The organism is Aeromicrobium ginsengisoli (assembly GCF_004134905.2).
Classification (GTDB): domain Bacteria; phylum Actinomycetota; class Actinomycetes; order Propionibacteriales; family Nocardioidaceae; genus Aeromicrobium; species Aeromicrobium ginsengisoli.
On the sequence record NZ_SDPQ02000002.1, the window covers coordinates 337,869 to 353,766 of the forward strand.

Annotated in this window: 16 protein-coding genes; 9 read left to right on the forward strand and 7 right to left on the reverse strand. The window is 70.1% G+C overall.

Annotation, left to right across the window (positions count from 1 at the left end; genetic code table 11):
- The first annotated feature begins 11 nt into the window (after positions 1–11).
- Complete coding sequence (locus tag ESP70_RS08495) at positions 12–1,511, forward strand: gamma-glutamyltransferase (protein ID WP_149688865.1); 1,500 nt, start codon at positions 12–14, stop codon at positions 1,509–1,511.
- A gap of 7 nt (positions 1,512–1,518) precedes the next feature.
- Positions 1,519–2,532: a glycerophosphodiester phosphodiesterase gene (locus ESP70_RS08500; RefSeq protein WP_149688866.1), complete on the forward strand. Its 1,014-nt coding sequence runs from the start codon at positions 1,519–1,521 to the stop codon at positions 2,530–2,532.
- Here ESP70_RS08500 and ESP70_RS08505 read toward each other — a convergent pair.
- Genes ESP70_RS08505 through ESP70_RS08515 form a run of 3 tightly spaced genes read right to left on the reverse strand, consistent with a single transcriptional unit; the run spans position 2,483 to position 4,195 of the window.
- On the reverse strand, positions 2,483–2,746 hold the full coding sequence (locus ESP70_RS08505) for a PspC domain-containing protein (protein WP_149688867.1): 264 nt from the start codon (positions 2,744–2,746) through the stop codon (positions 2,483–2,485). The two genes, ESP70_RS08500 and ESP70_RS08505, sit on opposite strands and share 50 nt — an antisense overlap.
- On the reverse strand, positions 2,721–3,026 hold the full coding sequence (locus ESP70_RS08510; RefSeq protein WP_149688868.1) for a hypothetical protein: 306 nt from the start codon (positions 3,024–3,026) through the stop codon (positions 2,721–2,723). Before ESP70_RS08510 ends, ESP70_RS08505 begins: the two co-directional genes overlap by 26 nt.
- Positions 3,023–4,195, reverse strand: coding sequence for a PspC domain-containing protein (locus ESP70_RS08515; protein WP_188110558.1), 1,173 nt, complete (start codon positions 4,193–4,195; stop codon positions 3,023–3,025). Before ESP70_RS08515 ends, ESP70_RS08510 begins: the two co-directional genes overlap by 4 nt.
- A gap of 130 nt (positions 4,196–4,325) precedes the next feature.
- Between ESP70_RS08515 and ESP70_RS08520 the strand changes: the two genes are divergently transcribed.
- Complete coding sequence (locus tag ESP70_RS08520) at positions 4,326–5,591, forward strand: ATP-binding protein (protein ID WP_149688870.1); 1,266 nt, start codon at positions 4,326–4,328, stop codon at positions 5,589–5,591.
- Positions 5,588–6,229, forward strand: coding sequence for a response regulator (locus ESP70_RS08525; protein WP_149688871.1), 642 nt, complete (start codon positions 5,588–5,590; stop codon positions 6,227–6,229). The genes ESP70_RS08520 and ESP70_RS08525 overlap by 4 nt, the downstream gene beginning before the upstream one ends.
- On the opposite strand, the gene ESP70_RS08530 is transcribed toward ESP70_RS08525, so the two are convergent.
- Genes ESP70_RS08530 through ESP70_RS08545 form a run of 4 tightly spaced genes read right to left on the reverse strand, consistent with a single transcriptional unit; the run spans position 6,222 to position 10,351 of the window.
- Positions 6,222–7,241, reverse strand: coding sequence for a methylenetetrahydrofolate reductase C-terminal domain-containing protein (locus tag ESP70_RS08530; RefSeq protein WP_149688872.1), 1,020 nt, complete (start codon positions 7,239–7,241; stop codon positions 6,222–6,224). The two genes, ESP70_RS08525 and ESP70_RS08530, sit on opposite strands and share 8 nt — an antisense overlap.
- On the reverse strand, positions 7,225–7,797 hold the full coding sequence (locus ESP70_RS08535; protein ID WP_188110559.1) for a pyridoxine/pyridoxamine 5'-phosphate oxidase: 573 nt from the start codon (positions 7,795–7,797) through the stop codon (positions 7,225–7,227). The genes ESP70_RS08530 and ESP70_RS08535 overlap by 17 nt, the downstream gene beginning before the upstream one ends.
- Positions 7,794–9,131, reverse strand: a complete 1,338-nt coding sequence (locus ESP70_RS08540; RefSeq protein WP_149688874.1) for an FAD-binding oxidoreductase — start codon at positions 9,129–9,131, stop codon at positions 7,794–7,796. The genes ESP70_RS08535 and ESP70_RS08540 overlap by 4 nt, the downstream gene beginning before the upstream one ends.
- Entirely contained in the window at positions 9,128–10,351 is a 1,224-nt protein-coding gene (locus tag ESP70_RS08545; RefSeq protein WP_149688875.1) for an amidohydrolase family protein, read from the reverse strand. Before ESP70_RS08545 ends, ESP70_RS08540 begins: the two co-directional genes overlap by 4 nt.
- A gap of 140 nt (positions 10,352–10,491) precedes the next feature.
- Between ESP70_RS08545 and ESP70_RS08550 the strand changes: the two genes are divergently transcribed.
- The 5 genes from ESP70_RS08550 to ESP70_RS08570 all read left to right on the forward strand — a co-directional run bounded on the left by ESP70_RS08550 (position 10,492) and on the right by ESP70_RS08570 (position 15,845).
- The gene (locus tag ESP70_RS08550) at positions 10,492–11,436 is read left to right on the forward strand and encodes a PDR/VanB family oxidoreductase (protein ID WP_149688876.1); all 945 of its coding nucleotides are present in this window, start codon (positions 10,492–10,494) and stop codon (positions 11,434–11,436) included.
- A 16-nt stretch (positions 11,437–11,452) separates the two neighbouring features.
- On the forward strand, positions 11,453–12,826 hold the full coding sequence (locus tag ESP70_RS08555; RefSeq protein ID WP_149688877.1) for an amidohydrolase family protein: 1,374 nt from the start codon (positions 11,453–11,455) through the stop codon (positions 12,824–12,826).
- A gap of 141 nt (positions 12,827–12,967) precedes the next feature.
- The gene (locus tag ESP70_RS08560; RefSeq protein ID WP_246161972.1) at positions 12,968–13,747 is read left to right on the forward strand and encodes an ABC transporter ATP-binding protein; all 780 of its coding nucleotides are present in this window, start codon (positions 12,968–12,970) and stop codon (positions 13,745–13,747) included.
- The gene (locus ESP70_RS08565) at positions 13,744–14,613 is read left to right on the forward strand and encodes an ABC transporter permease (protein WP_149688878.1); all 870 of its coding nucleotides are present in this window, start codon (positions 13,744–13,746) and stop codon (positions 14,611–14,613) included. Before ESP70_RS08560 ends, ESP70_RS08565 begins: the two co-directional genes overlap by 4 nt.
- A 53-nt stretch (positions 14,614–14,666) precedes the next feature.
- Positions 14,667–15,845 (forward strand): ABC transporter substrate-binding protein, encoded by a 1,179-nt coding sequence (locus ESP70_RS08570; protein WP_149688879.1) that lies wholly within the window; start codon positions 14,667–14,669, stop codon positions 15,843–15,845.
- Positions 15,846–15,898: the final 53 nt, after the last annotated feature.

Here is a 15,898-nt window from a genome sequence, read left to right on the forward strand (position 1 = left end):
AGCCTGCGGGAATGCCGGACGTCGCGATCGCCGCGCCCAACGAGGCCGCCGCCGACGCCGGCGAGCAGGTCGCCCGCAGTGGCGGCAACGCCGTCGACGCGGCGCTGGCGGCGGTACTCGTGACGATGGTCAACGAGATCGGCATCGTGTCGTTGAGCTCCGGCGGGTTCATCACGGTCCAGCCGCAGGACGGCAGCGCCCCGCAGACCGTCGACGGCTGGATGGAGATGCCCGGCCGCGGGCGCGACCTGGGTGGCGGCACGTGGGACATCCACACCGACTACGGGGACGGCGTCACGGCGACGATCGGACCCGGCTCCGTGGCCGCCCACGGCTCGGTCGCGGCGTTCGGTGCGGCGCACGCGCGATGGGGCCGACTGCCGTGGCGCGAGATCGTGGCGCCGTCGATCGACGTCGCTCGCAGTGGCTTCCGGCTCGGCTCGGCGTCGCGCTACTACCTCGACCACGTACACGACCTGATCTTCGGCTGGGACGACGAGAGCGACGCCGCGGTGCACGACGAGGACGGCCTGGTCACGACTGAGCTGATCGTGCTGCCGGACCTCGTCGGCTCGCTCGAGCAGATCGCCGAGCAGGGCCCGAGCGCTCTCCACACCGGCGACCTCGCGAAGCTCCTCAGCGCCGACGTGATCGCCCGCGGCGGCATCCTCGGCCCGGACGACCTGGCGGCGTACCGGCCGGTCGTGCGTCCGTCGCTGCTGAGCACGGTCGGTGACTGGACGTTCGGCACCAACCCACCGCCATCGGTCGGCGGCGTGTGCGTCACCGCGATGCTGCGGATGCTCGACGGCCGGCCGTACGGCGAGTGGGACGGCGACGACGTCGAGCACCTGATCCGGGTGCAGCGCGCCGTGCTAGGCCACCGGCTCCGGGTGCTGGACCACACCGATGACCTCGAGCGGGACGCCGCGGCCTTCCTCGAGCTCGTCGACCACGACCATCTCGCGGTGCTGGAGTCCGGGTCGACGGCTCACGTGTCGGCGACCGACAGCGACGGCGGGGCGTGCTCGGTGACGGTGTCGTCGGGCTACAGCTCCGGCATGATCGCCAAGGGCACCGGCATCTGGCTCAACAACTGCCTCGGCGAGCAGGAGCTCAACGCCCGGGGGCTGCACGGACTGCCGCCGGGGACCAGGCTGCTGTCCAACATGGCGCCGACCGTCGGCCGCCACGTCGACGGCTCGGCGATCGCGATCGGCTCGCCCGGGGCCGACCGCATCACGACGGCGATCGTGCAGGCGCTCGCGGGGTTCGTCAACGGGCGGATGGGACTCCAGCAGGCCATCAACCACCCGCGGGTCCACGTGCACCGGGCGGGCCGGCCCGAGGAGGTCGTCAAGACCGAGACCGACCTGACGATGTATTACGGCGGGGTCGCCGCGACCCTGCGGCGGCACGACGGGCATCTCGTGGCGGCCGCGGATCCGCGTCGGGATGGTGCCGTACGTCTCGTGCGTGCCGACCCGCAACGCGGGCCGGATGCGGTTTGATTGAGGGGTGTCCCCGGCACCCATCGTCATCGCCCACCGCGGAGTCCCCGGCGAGCGACTCGAGCACACCCGGCCGTCGTACCTGCTGGCGATCGAGCAGGGCGCCGACTACATCGAGCCCGACGTCGTCAGCACCAAGGACGGCATCCTTGTCGTCCGGCACGAGAACGAGATCGGCGGCACGACCGACGTCGCTGCGCGGCCGGAGTTCGCCGACCGCAAGGTCTCGAAGTTCGTCGACGGTGTCCCGCACACCGGATGGTTCACCGAGGACTTCACGCTCGAGGAGATCAAGACGCTCCGGGTCCGTGAGCGGCTCCCGGCCCTGCGCCCGCAGAACCTCCCGCTCGACGGCCTCGAGAAGATCCTGACGTTCGACGAAGTGCTCAACATCGCCGAGGACGCCAGCGAGGGGCGTGACGAGCCGATCGGGGTCTACGTCGAGACCAAGCACCCGACCTACTTCGCCGGCATCGGCCACGACCTCAACGACCTGCTGATCGCCAACCTCGAGCGCCGCCGGGTCAACCGCGAGGGCGCCAAGGTCATCATCCAGTCCATGGAGACCGGCAACCTGCGCCGCCTCCGCGACCGTACGCCGCTCCCGCTGATCCAACTGATGGACCGGCAGGGTGCGCCGTACGACCTGGTCGAGGCGCGTGACCGCAGGACGTACGCCGACCTGATGGCCCCACGGGAGCTGGCGGCCATCGCGTCGTACGCCGACGGCATCGGGCCCAACAAGAGCCAGGTCATCGCCCGTGACAAGAAGTACCGGCTGGCCGGCGAGACGGGCCTCGTCGGCCACGCTCACGACGTCGGGCTGCTGGTGCACATCTGGACGATGCGCAACGAGAACAACTTCCTGCCCACGGACCTGCGGACCAGCACCAACAAGGCCGCCCACGGCGATGCCGTGGGCGAGTACCTTGCGTTCTTCGACGCCGGGGTGGACGGCGTCTTCTCCGACTTCACGCAGACGGCTGTGACGGCACGCTCTCTGTGGCTGGCACGTCAGTAGCCTGCGCCCACACGGTCTGCGCGGCGGCCGGCTGCTCGGCGGGCACCAGGATCCACGCCACGATGTAGGCGACGATCACGGAGCCGAAGCCCAGGATCGAGAACACCGCGACGAGGACGCGGATCAGGCCGGCGTCCATGCCCGTGTAGTCGGCGAGGCCTCCGCAGACGCCTCCGAACCACTTGTCGTCACGGCTTCGGGTGAGCTTCTTCATGATCTTCAGGTCCTTCCGGGTTGAGTTCGATGGTGGGTTCGGGAGTGGCTTCGGGAGGGGCCTCCGGGGCCGGCACGGCTGCCTTGCGCTGGGCGGGACGGGTCTGCCACACCGTGGCGGCCACGCCCAGGGCGCCGAGGACGATCAGTACCCCCGAGGCCGTGAGGCCGAGCTCGCGCGGGGACAGCAGGTCTTGCTTCCACACGGCCCAGTTGCCGACGACTGACAGGAAGAACAGCCCGAAGACCAGGCCCTCCCAGCGGAACGAGTGGCGGGTCATCTGCGGATCACCTCGATACCTCCGAGTCGGTGGTGGACGTCGATCGTCAGGGCCGGCCCGGTCCCGGTGGCCACATAGTCGAGCTGGGTGTCGGTGCCGTCGACCTTGCGATCGAAGAGGCGGATCTCGCCGGCGTCGACGTCGGCCTTGATCGTCACGTTGAGGCCTTTGGGCACCGTGATCGTGGTGTCGCCGATGCCGGACTCGATCTCGACCGTCCGGCCGAGCAAGGCTTGAGGATTGGAGACCTCGGTGAGGTCGAGCTTGAGCTCCCCGATCCCGTGCTTGTAGTGGCCGCGCACGTCGGCGGCGGTCGCCAGCGTCGGGGCCTGGGTGCCGATCGGGCCGCTCGGCACCACCGAGCCGATCGCCAACGTGATCGCGAGGAGGACCCCGACGGCTATCAACGGGCCGCCATGACCCCACAGGGTGCTGACCAGGAGGCCGAGTGCCACGACGCCGAGAGCCACCGCGACGTACGTCGTCCAGTGCGGACTGTCGTGGTACGCGTTGTAGATGCCGGTCGAGGCGACGGCGATCGCTGCCACCGACAGCGTGAGCAGCGTCAGGGTCCACGAGCGTTCGCGCTTGGCCTTGGCGTACTTCTGGTTGGCCACGAGGCCGGCCTTGGCGGCGGCGAACTCCGGGCCGCGCAGGGACTCGTCCGCCGGGTCGACGCCGGGCGGCGCGTACTGCGTGGCGAGATCGGTCTCGGCCTGGCGCCGGCGGCGGGGGCGCACGACGATCAGGTAGTAGACGAACGCGATCGGCACCAGGACCCATGGCGCTCCGCCCCAGAACCAGCCGCCGTCACCGACGACGGCCACCACGGCGAGGACGACGGCACCGACGAGTCCGGCGACGCGCACCTGCTCCTCGTTCTTGTCGAGCTTGAACCAGTCGGCGGCGACGCTCTTGTCGTCGCCCTCCGCCGGCAGCAGGAACCACGCGGCGGCATAGATGATGATGCCGGCGAAACCGGCGATCGTGAGCACCGCGATGATGACCCGCACGATGACGGGGTCGATGTTGAGGTACTTCGCGGCTCCGGCGCACACACCGCCGACGATGCGGTCGTCCTTGGATCGCTTCATGTCGGTGATCGTGCGGATCCGGTGCGGATCGAAGTCGCCGTCCGGCGGCAAGGTGCGGGTGTCTTCTGCGTTCATACCCCCATCGTGTCCGAGGGCGGCCCTGCGGCACATCGGGTACGACCCTGAATCGCACCCGGGACTGCTCAGGGTGCGAGAGGGACGTTCCTGATGGCGCGCGCGTACGCGTACGTGTGACGATCATGGGGTGACCGAATACCGCCGCGCCTACCGACCAGCCGATCGCCGGCTCGTCGGCGGCGTCGCGACGGGTGTCGCCGAGCACTTCGGCATCCCGGTGCTCTACGTACGGCTGGCGTTCATCGTCGGCACGTGGTTCCACGGCATGGGCGTCATCGCCTATCTGCTGCTGTGGCGGTTCCTGCCGCTGCGCCAGCCCGACCTCTCGCCCGGGCTCGAGTCGGCGACCCGCCGCGGCCTGCGCACGAGCGGGCGTCCCGGCGCGTTCGAGGTGTTCCAGACGGTGGCGCTGGGCGCCGTGGGCGTCGGCGTGATGTTCATGATCCAGGCAAGCGGCCGGGGCATCGCCGGCAGCCTGTTCGCGCCGCTCCTGATCGGGGTCGTCGGCCTCGCCGTGATCTGGCGGCAGTTCGACGACGCCGCGTGGGGCCGCTGGATGCGCCAGACCAAGGGCTTCGGGTTCGCGATGCGCGTCGCCGCCGGGGCCGTGCTGGTCATCTCCGCAGGCATCTACTTCCTGAGCCAGGAGCGCGGCTGGAGCGCGATCGTCGACCTCGCGTCGGCCGTCGCGGTGGCCGGGCTCGGCCTGCTGCTGATCCTCGGTCCGTGGATCACCAAGCTGCTCGGCGACCTGTCGGAGGAGCGCCGTGAGCGCGTACGTTCGCAGGAACGCGCCGACGTCGCCGCACACCTCCATGACTCCGTGCTGCAGACGCTGGCCCTGCTGCAGAAGAACGCCGGTGACTCGGCCGTCGTGGCGACCTTGGCCCGCCGCCAGGAACGCGAGCTGCGGGCATGGTTGTACGGCAACGACGAGAAGCCCGGCGACTCGTTGGTCGCTGCACTGCGGGCCTCGGCAGCAGACGTCGAGGACGCGCACCGCGTGCCGGTCGAGGTCATCGCCGTCGGCGACGCGGCGCTCGATCCCGACGTCGCCGCGATAGCCAAGGCCGCCCGTGAGGCCATGATCAACGCCGCCAAGCACGCCCAGGTCGATCGCATCGACGTCTATGCCGAGGCTGATGGGCGTACGGTCGAGGTCTTCGTGCGCGATCGTGGCGTGGGCTTCGACACCGACACGATCGCCGAGGACCGCATGGGTGTGCGAGGCTCGATCATCGGCCGGGTCGAACGACACGGCGGCACCGTCACGATCCGTAGCAGCCCGGGGGAGGGCACCGAGGTCGCCCTCAGCGTGCCCGTCCGCACCGCCGACCCGACCCCGCCAGACTCCACCACCGAGCGCGTACCCACAGAAGAAGTGAGCCCATGACCACACTGCGCGTCGCGATCGTCGACGACCATGCGATGTTCCGCACCGGCGTACGCGCCGAGATCGACGGGCCCGTCGACATCGTCGCGGAGGCCGAGGACGTCGACAGCGCGGTCAAGGTCATCGCCGAGACCACGCCCGACGTCGTGCTGCTCGACGTGCACATGCCCGGCGGTGGTGGCCTCGAGGTCATCCGCCGGCTGCACCTGCGGCATCCCGACACCAAGTTCCTCGCGCTGTCGGTCAGCGACGCCGCCGAGGACGTCATCGGCATCATCCGCGCCGGCGCCCGGGGCTACGTCACCAAGAACATCTCGGGGCCCGAACTGCTCGACGCGATCAGCCGCGTCGCGCAGGGCGACGCGGTGTTCTCGCCGCGCCTCGCCGGGTTCGTCCTCGACGCGTTCGCCGGCACGATCGAGGTCGCGCAGGTCGACGAGGAGATCGACCGCCTGACCGAGCGGGAGCGCGAGGTCATGCGCCTGATCGCCCGCGGCTACGCGTACAAGGAGGTTGCCAAGGAGCTGTTCATCTCGATCAAGACCGTCGAGACGCATGTCTCGAGCGTGCTCCGCAAGCTGCAGCTCTCCAGCCGCCACGAGCTGACCCGCTGGGCCAACGACCGCCGCCTCATCTGAGCGCTGCGGCGACCTCCGCCTGAGCCTCGGCGTACGCCACCTCATGGCCTGGCGCCGCACCGCCCGAGAAGTTGAGGCCGGCGACGCCGTCGAGGTCCAACAGCTCCCGGCCAAGCGTGATGGCGGCGGCGATGCCTGCGGCCCTCGGGTCGTGGGCGTGGGCGATCGACGACAGGAAGCCGGGCGGCAGGACGAGGGTCGTGAACGACGCCAGGAGCGCCGCACTCGCTTCGTCGACGACCACCGGCACACACGCGATGAACGCGACGGTCACGCCGATGCTCCGGGCGTCGTCGATGAACGCTCGTACGGGCTCGGCACCGCCGGCATGGTTGACGAAGCAGACCTCGGCGCCGGCGCGTTGCTTCTGGAGCAGCCGCGCTGCCCGCCGTTCGACAGGTGGCGCCGCCGGAGACTCGCCGACCGACACGAGGTGCCCGGCCGCCTGCGCCAGCGCCGCCGTCTCGGTGCTGTCGAGGTCGAACACGGGTGCGGCGTCGGGCCGCGACCCGGTGAGCGTGTGATCGCCGGTGACGCAGTGGACCGCGGCGACACCGGCGTGCGCGAGGGCCGCGAGCTCACCCTCGAGGGCCACCCGGTTGCGGTCGCGGTTGTTGACGCCGCTCCACACCTCGAGGCCGGCGGCCTGGACCAGACCGGCACGGTACGCCGGAGGGAACTGCACGCGCGACGCCCCGCCGTCGCCGGCGAGTACGGCGTCGACGTGCCCGCGCAGCGCCGTGGCGCAGTCACGGATCGAGTCCGCCGAGAGCGCGGCAGCAGGCAGGTCCGCCACGACGACCCGGCCCTCGCGCAGGCGCTGCCGCATGGCGTCTGGTCGTGGAGCAGTGCTGTGGGGCACCGGTATGTCGTGCCAGCGCACGGTCGGCGTGTCGAGGAACACGCACGGCGCCGGGGAGACCTCGCAGGTGCCGTCGAGCCCGACGCCGCCGCACGGTCCGTGGACCATCGCCTTGGGGCAGCTGAGCAGCTGTTCAGCCGGGGAGGACATGGGCGACCCAGGTGCCGTCACGACGGACGTACTCGATGCGGCGGCTCGCGGTGTCGTCCCGGCCGGCCCAGAACGTCAGCCTGGTGGGACGGACGAGACGGCCGGTCCAGGTGTCGGGCGGCTCGTCCGGCTCGAAGCCGGCCCACCGGTCGATGCGCTCGGCCAGCGGCAGCGCTGCGAGCTCGGGGGTGTTGAGCCACGCGAGCCTGCGCAGGTAGTCCGACCGGTGTGCATACGCCCACGCCAGCTCGCTCGGGTCGACGTCCTCGGTGGTGCCCTGCACCGTGAGCTGCCGCTTGTGCTCCGGCAACGGGATGACGAGGGCGACGCGAGGGTGGGCGGCGATCTGCTCGAGCTTGCGCGACCGCGAATCGGTGTGGAAGTAGAACCCGGCGTCGTCGAGCTCGCTGAGCAGGACCGTTCGGGCGTCGGGACTGCCGTCGGCCGCCACGGTGGCGAGCGTCATCGTCGGGCGTACCGGGTCGTCGTTCGACGGGAGCCACGCCCGCAGGAGCTCCCAGGGGTCAGCCGGCCAGTCGTCGCCGTGGACGCTCACTTGCCGCCCGTGACGACCGTGGGCTCGACGAGCTTGCCGGGGTTGAGCAGCCCGTTGGGGTCTGTGGTCGCCGCGAGCTCGCGGCTGCGCTCGGGCATGTAGTCCACGAACCACTGGTGCGGGTTGTGGAACCCGACGCCCAGCGCGGTCAGCCGGGTGAACCCCGACCACACGTCGTCGGCACCGGTGTAGGGCGCCGTGAGCATCCCGATGGGTCGCCCACGCTGCCCCTCGAGGTGCAGCATCGCGCCGGGGTAGACCTGCTGCACCTCGTCGACCCGGTCGATCAGGGCGTCGCCGCTGACCTCGACGTGGAAGTACGTCTCGGTGGCCGCCTTCTGGAGCCACTCGATCGGGTGGTTGTAGCTCGTCATCGAGACCTTCATGGTCGGCTGGATGCCCTCGCGGACGGCCTCCACGGTGCCGCCTGCGGCCTCGACCAGGCGGGTCGCCTCGACCACGGTCGTGGGGTCGAGGATGGCCCGCAGGCTCGCCCGGCCCGGCGGCAGAGCGGTGTCGGAGGGCAGCGCGTCGGCGATCGTCGGCACGTCGGCCGAGACGAGCCGCGGGATCGGGTCGAGCTCGACGAGCGAGCGTACGAGGGCGAACGCGTCGTGGAAGTCCTCGAAGCTCGCATAGAACGCCTGCCAGGCCTGCTGCGGCTCGAGCGCCACGGTGACGCGCGCGATGATGCCGGTCGTCCCGTAGTTGTGCAGGTACGGCTCGGTGTCGGTGCCCTCGACGTGCACGAGGGCCGCGTCCGGTGTGGCGTGCACGACATCGAGCGCCGTGACATAGCCCTGGTGCAGCATGCCGTGCTTGATCGAGCCGGTGCCGCCGGAGCCGCCCGAGACGAACCCACCGATCGTGGACTGGACGGTCGACGGGAACATCAGCAGCTGTTGGCCGGTCTTGTTGGCGGCCTGCTCGATCGCGATCAGCGTGGCGCCCGCGTCGGCGGTGGCGTAGCCGTCGCCGATCTCGACGATCGTCCGGGCCTTCGACATGTCGAGGACGAGGCCGCCGGCCATCGGGATCGCCTGGCCGTAGTTTCCGGTGCCCTTGCCGCGCGGGGTGATCGGCACGCCGTGCCGGGTCGCGGCGCCGACCGCGAGCGCGATCTCCTCGGCCGTGGTCGGGGTGACGACGAGCTGAGCCCGGCCCAGCGGCAGCTGTTCCTTGACGACGGGCGACATCTCGGAGCCGTCGATCGAGGCGCGGTCGAGTGCCGCAGTCTCATCCGAGACCGCGGCGGCGCCCAACAGGTCACGCAGCTCGTGCGTGAGGGCGGTGACCCGGTCGGCGTCGACGGCCGGAAGTGTCTCGATGGTCATGCGGCGGTGCCTTTCGTAGGAGCAATCTGTCGCTCGACCCGGCTCGTGGCGACGAGCCGGCCGGCGTGGATCACGTGGCGGTCGGGGGAGGCGGAGGCGACGACCTCACCGAGACTGGCGCCGCGCACGGCGAGCAGCTCGGCCTTGGCACCGGGTCGCGGCCCGGCCTCGGGAAGGGACATGACGGACCGGGCGCCGTCGCCGATCGCGTGGATCGCCTCGTCGAGCGTCAGGTGGCCGGCCGTGACCAGCAGCGAGGCGGTCTCGAGCGCGTCGCCACGACCGACGGGGTTGAACGGGTCGCGGACGTTGTCGGCTCCCGCGCCGACGCGTACGCCGGCGTCGAGCAGGGCCCGCAATGCGGTGAGGCCACGAGGCGTCGAGGCAGCGTGCTCCCAGCCCTGCAGGTAGAGGTTGGTGATCGGCAGGCTGATGATGCCGATGTCGCTGGCCAGGACCTCGTCGATGACCTCGGCCAGCTCGTCGGGCGCCAGGGTGCCAAGGCGTACGCAATGGCCCGCGGACACCGGCTGGGTCCAGCCGCGCACGGCCCGGGCGAACTCCGGCATCGTCAGGGGCCCGTCGAGCGACTCGTCGGTGTGCAGGTCGACCGCGGCCCTGCGCCGCTTGGCGATCCCGAGGACGCGGTGCAGCTCGGCCAGTGGGTCGATCGCCATGTGAGGCGCTCCGCCGACGAGGTCGAAGCCCGCGTCGAGGGCTGCCTCGTAGACGGACTCGTCGATGAGCTCGCTGCCGAGTGCGACGAGCTGCAGGTCGATGAGGTCGGCGAGCTCGTCGCGCACCTCGACCAGGGCGCGTACGCCGCGCAGCGGGTCACCCGTGCGGAGCAGGTCGACGTGCGAGCGGATCGCGGTCGTGCCGTGCTGGAGCATGTCGAGCGCCTGGGCACGCGCGCGTTCGACGATGTGCTCGGTGGCCATGTCGGTCGTGTGCCTGACCCACGACTCGACCGCGAGTCCGAGGTCGCCCATCGGCGGATTGATCTGGTCCCAGCTGCGGGCCTTGTCGAGGTGGGCGTGCGGCTCGGCGGGGGCGGTCAGCACGACGAATCCGGTCAGGTCGAGCTCGTGGGCCGCGGCGCTCGCCGTCCCGGCCGGTACGACCTGGGCGACGGTGTCGCCGTCGAGCACGACGTCGACCGCGCTGCCGTCGGCCAGCCGGGCGCCCCGCAGGACGTCGAGCGGCCGGGGCAGGTTCATACGCGGGATCCGCGGTTCTGTCGCACCTCAGTGAGACTAGGCACACCACATTTCTCGGGCATGAACCGTTCGTTTCATCGCGTTAACTCTCTGTTGCCGACCCCGGAATGCGCGATTTCGCCCTCTACTGTTCACGACACATGAACGAGCCCACGAGTGACCTCAGCGTCCGGGTCGACGGTCGGACCGACGTCGGCGCCGACCTCGTCGTGCTCGATCTCGTACGTGCTGACGGTGGTGCGTTGCCGCTCTGGGCGCCGGGCGCGCACGTCGACGTTTTGCTGCCGTCCGGCCTGGTGCGGCAGTACTCCCTGTGTGGCACGGAGCCTGATCACTGGCGCATCGCGGTGCTGCGGGAGGCGGCCGGCCGGGGTGGCTCGGCGTGGCTGCACACCAACGCGCAGGCCGGCTCGGTGCTCGGCATCGCGGGGCCGCGCAACCACTTCGCGTTCGAGGCGACCGGCGCACCCGTCGTGCTGATCGCCGGCGGCGTGGGCATCACGCCGATCCTGCCGATGGCGGTCGCAGCCGTCGCCGCTGGTGCCGACGTCGTGCTGCACTACGCCGGGCACGAGGGCCGCATGGCGTTCGTCGACGAGCTCGTCGCATTGCTCGGCGACCGTCTGGTGCTGCACGTGGCCGAGCGTGGCCAGCGCCTCGACGTCGATGCGGTTCTGGGGGCGGCCGCTGGTGCGGTCGTACGTTGCTGCGGTCCGGCCGGGCTGGTCGATGCCGCGGAGCGGGCCGCCGAGGCGTACGGGCTGGACTTCCACGCCGAGCGGTTCGTCGCCGAGCCGCTGAGTGCCCCGGTGTGGGCCGGCGACTTCGAGGTCGAGATGGCCTCGAGCGGCCTGACCGTCACGGTGCCGCCGGACCGGAGCATCCTCGAGGTCGCCGAGGAGAACGGGGTGTTCGTGCTGTCGAGCTGCCACGAAGGGACCTGCGGCACGTGCGAGACGCCGGTCCTGGAGGGCGACGTCGACCACCGCGACTCGATCCTCACGCCGTCCGAGCGTGAGCGGGGCGACCTGATGTACATCTGCGTCTCCCGCGCAGCGTGCCCCCGACTTGTCCTGGAGCTGTGACATGAGCGAGCGAAGCATGACTCAGCTCTTGGTCACCGATGCACGACTCATCACCGTCCCGGCGGGCACCGACGACCCCGGCTACGTCGAACGCGGCTGGCTGCGGGTCGCCGACGGCGTGATCGTGGAGATCGGCGACGGCGCTGCTCCACCTGCAGGCACCGCCGAGGTGCTCGATGTCGACGGGGCATTCGTCGCACCGGGCTTCGTCTCGTCGCACAGCCACCTGTTCACCAGCGCGAGCCGGGGGCTCGGCGTCACCGAGACGCTCTACGGCTGGTGCGACTCGATGCTCGGCCTGATCCGGCACGCGACCGGCGACGACATCTACTGGACGACGCTGCACGGCGCGTTGGACTTCCTCACGCACGGCGTCACCACGGCGTACGACTTCACGGATCCCCGCATCCCGTGGGAGCCGATGATCGAGGGTCGTCGCCAGGTCGTGGGCGCCCTGCGGCCGGTCGACTACCAGCTGCGGCAGATCGACGCCAAGGCCGACGCGGGGCTGCGGTTCGTCAACTCGATCCCGCTCGACGATGCGTCGGGCGGGTCCGAGGACGTGCTCGCACGACTGGCAGAGGTCGTGGCGCACGTGCGTACGCTCGACCCGGCGCTTGCGCTCGGTGCGGCGGTCACCGGCGCCGTGCAGTGGTCCAACCGGGCCGATGCCGCCGAGATCGAGGTCGAGGCGATGCGCCGGTTCGGCCTCATCAACCAGGCGCACTTCCTCGAGACCCGCGAGGCGACCGAGCTGCAGCAGGCCAAGTTCGCGCTCTACCGCGACGCCGGCGCCCTGGGCCCCGGCATGATCTTCGGGCACTTCATCCAGACGACACCCGAGATCATCGGCGCCGTGGCCGACGCCGGTGCAGGCATGTCCTGGCAGCCGGCGTCCAACGGCCGGCTCGCCTCGGGCGTCGCGGACGTCCCGGCGATGCTCGCGGCCGGCATGACCGTCGGCATGGGCCTCGACGACCAGGCGTGCACCGACGTCTCGGACCCGTGGCAGAACATGCGGATGGGCATGGCGCTCGTCCGCGCGCAGACCGGCCGGCCGCTCGACATGATGCCCGAGACCGTCCTGCGCCTGCACACGTTGGGCGGCGCCGAGCTGCTGGGCGTCGCCGACCGGGTCGGCAGCCTCGAGGTCGGCAAGCTCGCGGACTTCGTCGTGGTCGATCCGGTCGACCCCGACATCGGTCCGCTGTGGCACCCGGTCCGCAACTACGTGCTGTCGTGCGGGCAGCGCAACCTCAAACGTACGTACGTCGGAGGGCGGCTCGTCGCGCAGGACGGCCGCCCGGTCAACCCGCTGGCAGCCGAGTCGCGGGCCAAGGTACGTGAGGTGCTCGGGCGCCTTGCGGCGAACCACGGCCACCCTGCGTAACAGGGCTCCGCGCAACGGGAGGTCTCATGTTTCGCGATCCCGGAACATGTGTTGCAAAAGGTTACGGTCATGACACTTCGGTGAAATGTCCCGCTCGTAGCGTCGTTCTTGTTCGATTCCCACGCTTGAGAGCGAGCCGCTGTGGCCCTGACATCTCCCGCCACGCCGTCCGTGGCGACGACGCCGCCCGGCACCCTGATCGACTTCCGGGACGTCGCGATGCGCTTCCCGAACGGGACGGTCGCGCTGTCGGGTGTCGACGTCAACGTCCGTCGCGGCGAGTTCGTCACGGTGGTCGGGCCGTCGGGCTGCGGCAAGTCCACGCTGTTGCGGATCGCCTCGGGCCTCGAGCGGGCCAGCGAGGGGACCGTCACGGTCAACACCGACCGGATCGGCTTCGTGTTCCAGGACGCGACGCTGCTGGCGTGGCGCGACGTGCAGCGCAACGTCGAGCTGCTCGCCGAGCTGGCCGGCGAGCGCAAGAACAAGCGCCGCGCCAAGGCCGATGCCGCGATCGAGCTGGTCGGGCTCAGCGGGTTCGAGAAGCACCTGCCCAAGCAGCTGTCCGGTGGCATGAAGATGCGGACGTCCCTCGCCCGGTCGCTGACCCTCGACCCCGAGCTGTTCTTGTTCGACGAGCCGTTCGGCGCCCTCGACGAGATCACCCGTGAGCGACTCAACGACGAGCTGATCCGGCTCTTCGTCAAGCAGGGCTTCGCCGGGATGTTCATCACCCACTCGGTCTCCGAGGCGGTCTACCTGTCCACCAAGGTCGTCGTGATGTCGGGCCGCCCCGGCCGCATCGTCAAGACGATCGACATCCCGTTGCCGATGCCACGCGATCCCGACGTGCGTTACACCGCGGAGTTCGCGGAGCTGGTCGGCGAGGTCTCGCACGCGCTGAGGGAGGGGCACGCATGACCGACACCGTCGTGACCGAGCCGTCGGCGGTCGTCGCCGAGATCACGCCCGCACGGCCTTCGGTGCCCAAGCGGGGCTTCGGCTCGCGTGTCGTGTCGGCGGCCGTGTCGGCGCTGCCGCCCCTCGCGGTGTTCGCGTTCCTGATCGGCCTCTGGTACGCGCTCAACGCCTGGGTCGTACGCCCGAAGTTCCTGCTCCCGCGCCCGGACCAGATCATCAGCGACGGGTTCATGAACGACCTGACCCGCCAGCAGATCATCGACGGCGTCTGGCAGACCAGCAAGGTCGTCGTGACCGGCCTCGTGATCGCCGCGGCGATCGGCATCGCGTGGGCCGTGGCGATGTCGCTCGGCACGTGGATCCAGCGGTCCACCTACCCGTACGCCGTGATCCTGCAGTGCATCCCGATCCTCGCGATCGTGCCCTTGATCGGCGTCTGGTTCGGCTACGAGTTCAAGGCGCGCGTCGTGGTCTGCGTCATGATCGCGCTGTTCCCGATGGTGTCCAACACGCTGTTCGGCCTGCAGTCGGTGGATCGGTCGCAGTACGAGCTGTTCCAGCTGCAGCGTGCCGAGCGTTGGACCGTGCTGACCAAGCTGATGTTCCCGGCGGCGCTGCCGGCGATCTTCGTCGGCCTCCGCACGTCGGCCGGCCTGTCGGTCGTCGGCGCGATCGTCGGCGACTTCTTCTTCCAGCGCGGCACGCCGGGCATCGGGGCGCTGCTCCAGACGTACGCCCGGGTGCTCGACTACACGCAGCTGTTTGCCGCGATCCTCGTCGCCGCGCTGCTCGGCGTTGCGATGTTCGGCCTGTTCGGCCTGCTGTCCAAGCTCGTCGTCGGTCGTTGGTACGAGCCCGTCAAGTAACCCCTCGACTTCCCCGGAAGACCCCCACCCCTGCACCGAAAGCGAGACACGTCATGCGCAGTAGAACAACCCGCCGCGTCGCGGCCGTCGCGGGACTCGTCGCCCTGTCGACGGTCCTGACGGCTTGTGGCTCATCCGACGACAAGGACACCAAGGCGAGCGCGGCGAGCGCCACGGTCGACCTGGCCAAGGCCGGCTGCCCGGCCACCATCGTGGTCCAGACCGACTGGAACCCCGAGTCGGAGCACGGTCACCTCTACGAGATGTTCGGCCCTGACGCCAAGATCGACGCGGGCAAGAAGTCCGTGTCCGGCACGCTGATGCTGGACGGCAAGTCGACCGGTGTGAAGCTCGAGGTGCGCGCGGGCGGTCCCGCGATCGGATACACCGGGGTGGGGGCCCAGATGTACACCGACAAGTCGATCACGATGGGCTACATCACGACGGACGACCAGATCGCCAACTCCAAGAAGACCCCCACCAAGGCGTTCTTCGCGCCGCTCGACGAGAGCCCGATCATGGTCATGTGGGACCCCAAGACCTACCCGGACGTCAAGAGCGTCAAGGACATCAAGGCGGCGCTCGACAAGTCCGGCGGCGTGTGGCGCTACTTCGCCGGCTCGGCCTACCAGGACTACCTGCGTGACGCCGGGTTCGTGTCCAAGAAGAGCCAGGACTCCAGCTACGACGGCACGCCGGCCAACTTCGTCGCCGCAGGCGGCAAGGACATGCAGCAGGGCTTCGCCTCGGCCGAGCCCTACATCTACGAGCACGAGATCAAGAACTGGGACAAGCCGGTCAAGTACGCGCTGGTCTCCGAGACCGGCTGGAACCCGTACCAGTCCGAGATGGCCGTGCGTACGGCTGACTTCACGAAGCTGACGCCGTGCCTCAAGGCGCTGACGCCGGTGCTGCAGCAGGCCGAGGTCAACTACTTCGCCGACCCGAAGGCCGCGGACGCACTGATCCAGGACCTCGTCGCGCAGTACAACACCGGCTGGACCTACAGCCCCGGCGTGGCGGACTACTCGCGCAAGACCATGATCGACATCGGTCTGGTCAGCAACGGTGACAACAAGGCGATCGGCGACTTCGATCCGGCCCGCATGTCCACGTTCTTCGACACCGCTTCGAAGATCTACACCAAGCTCGGCACCGACATCGATCCCAGTGTCACCGCCGAGGACCTGTACACGAACGACTTCATCGATCCCTCCATCGGTCTGAAGTAGCTCGCGGCAGGTTCACGACGTGGCGTCCCCGGTCGGCTGTCGGCCGGGGCGCC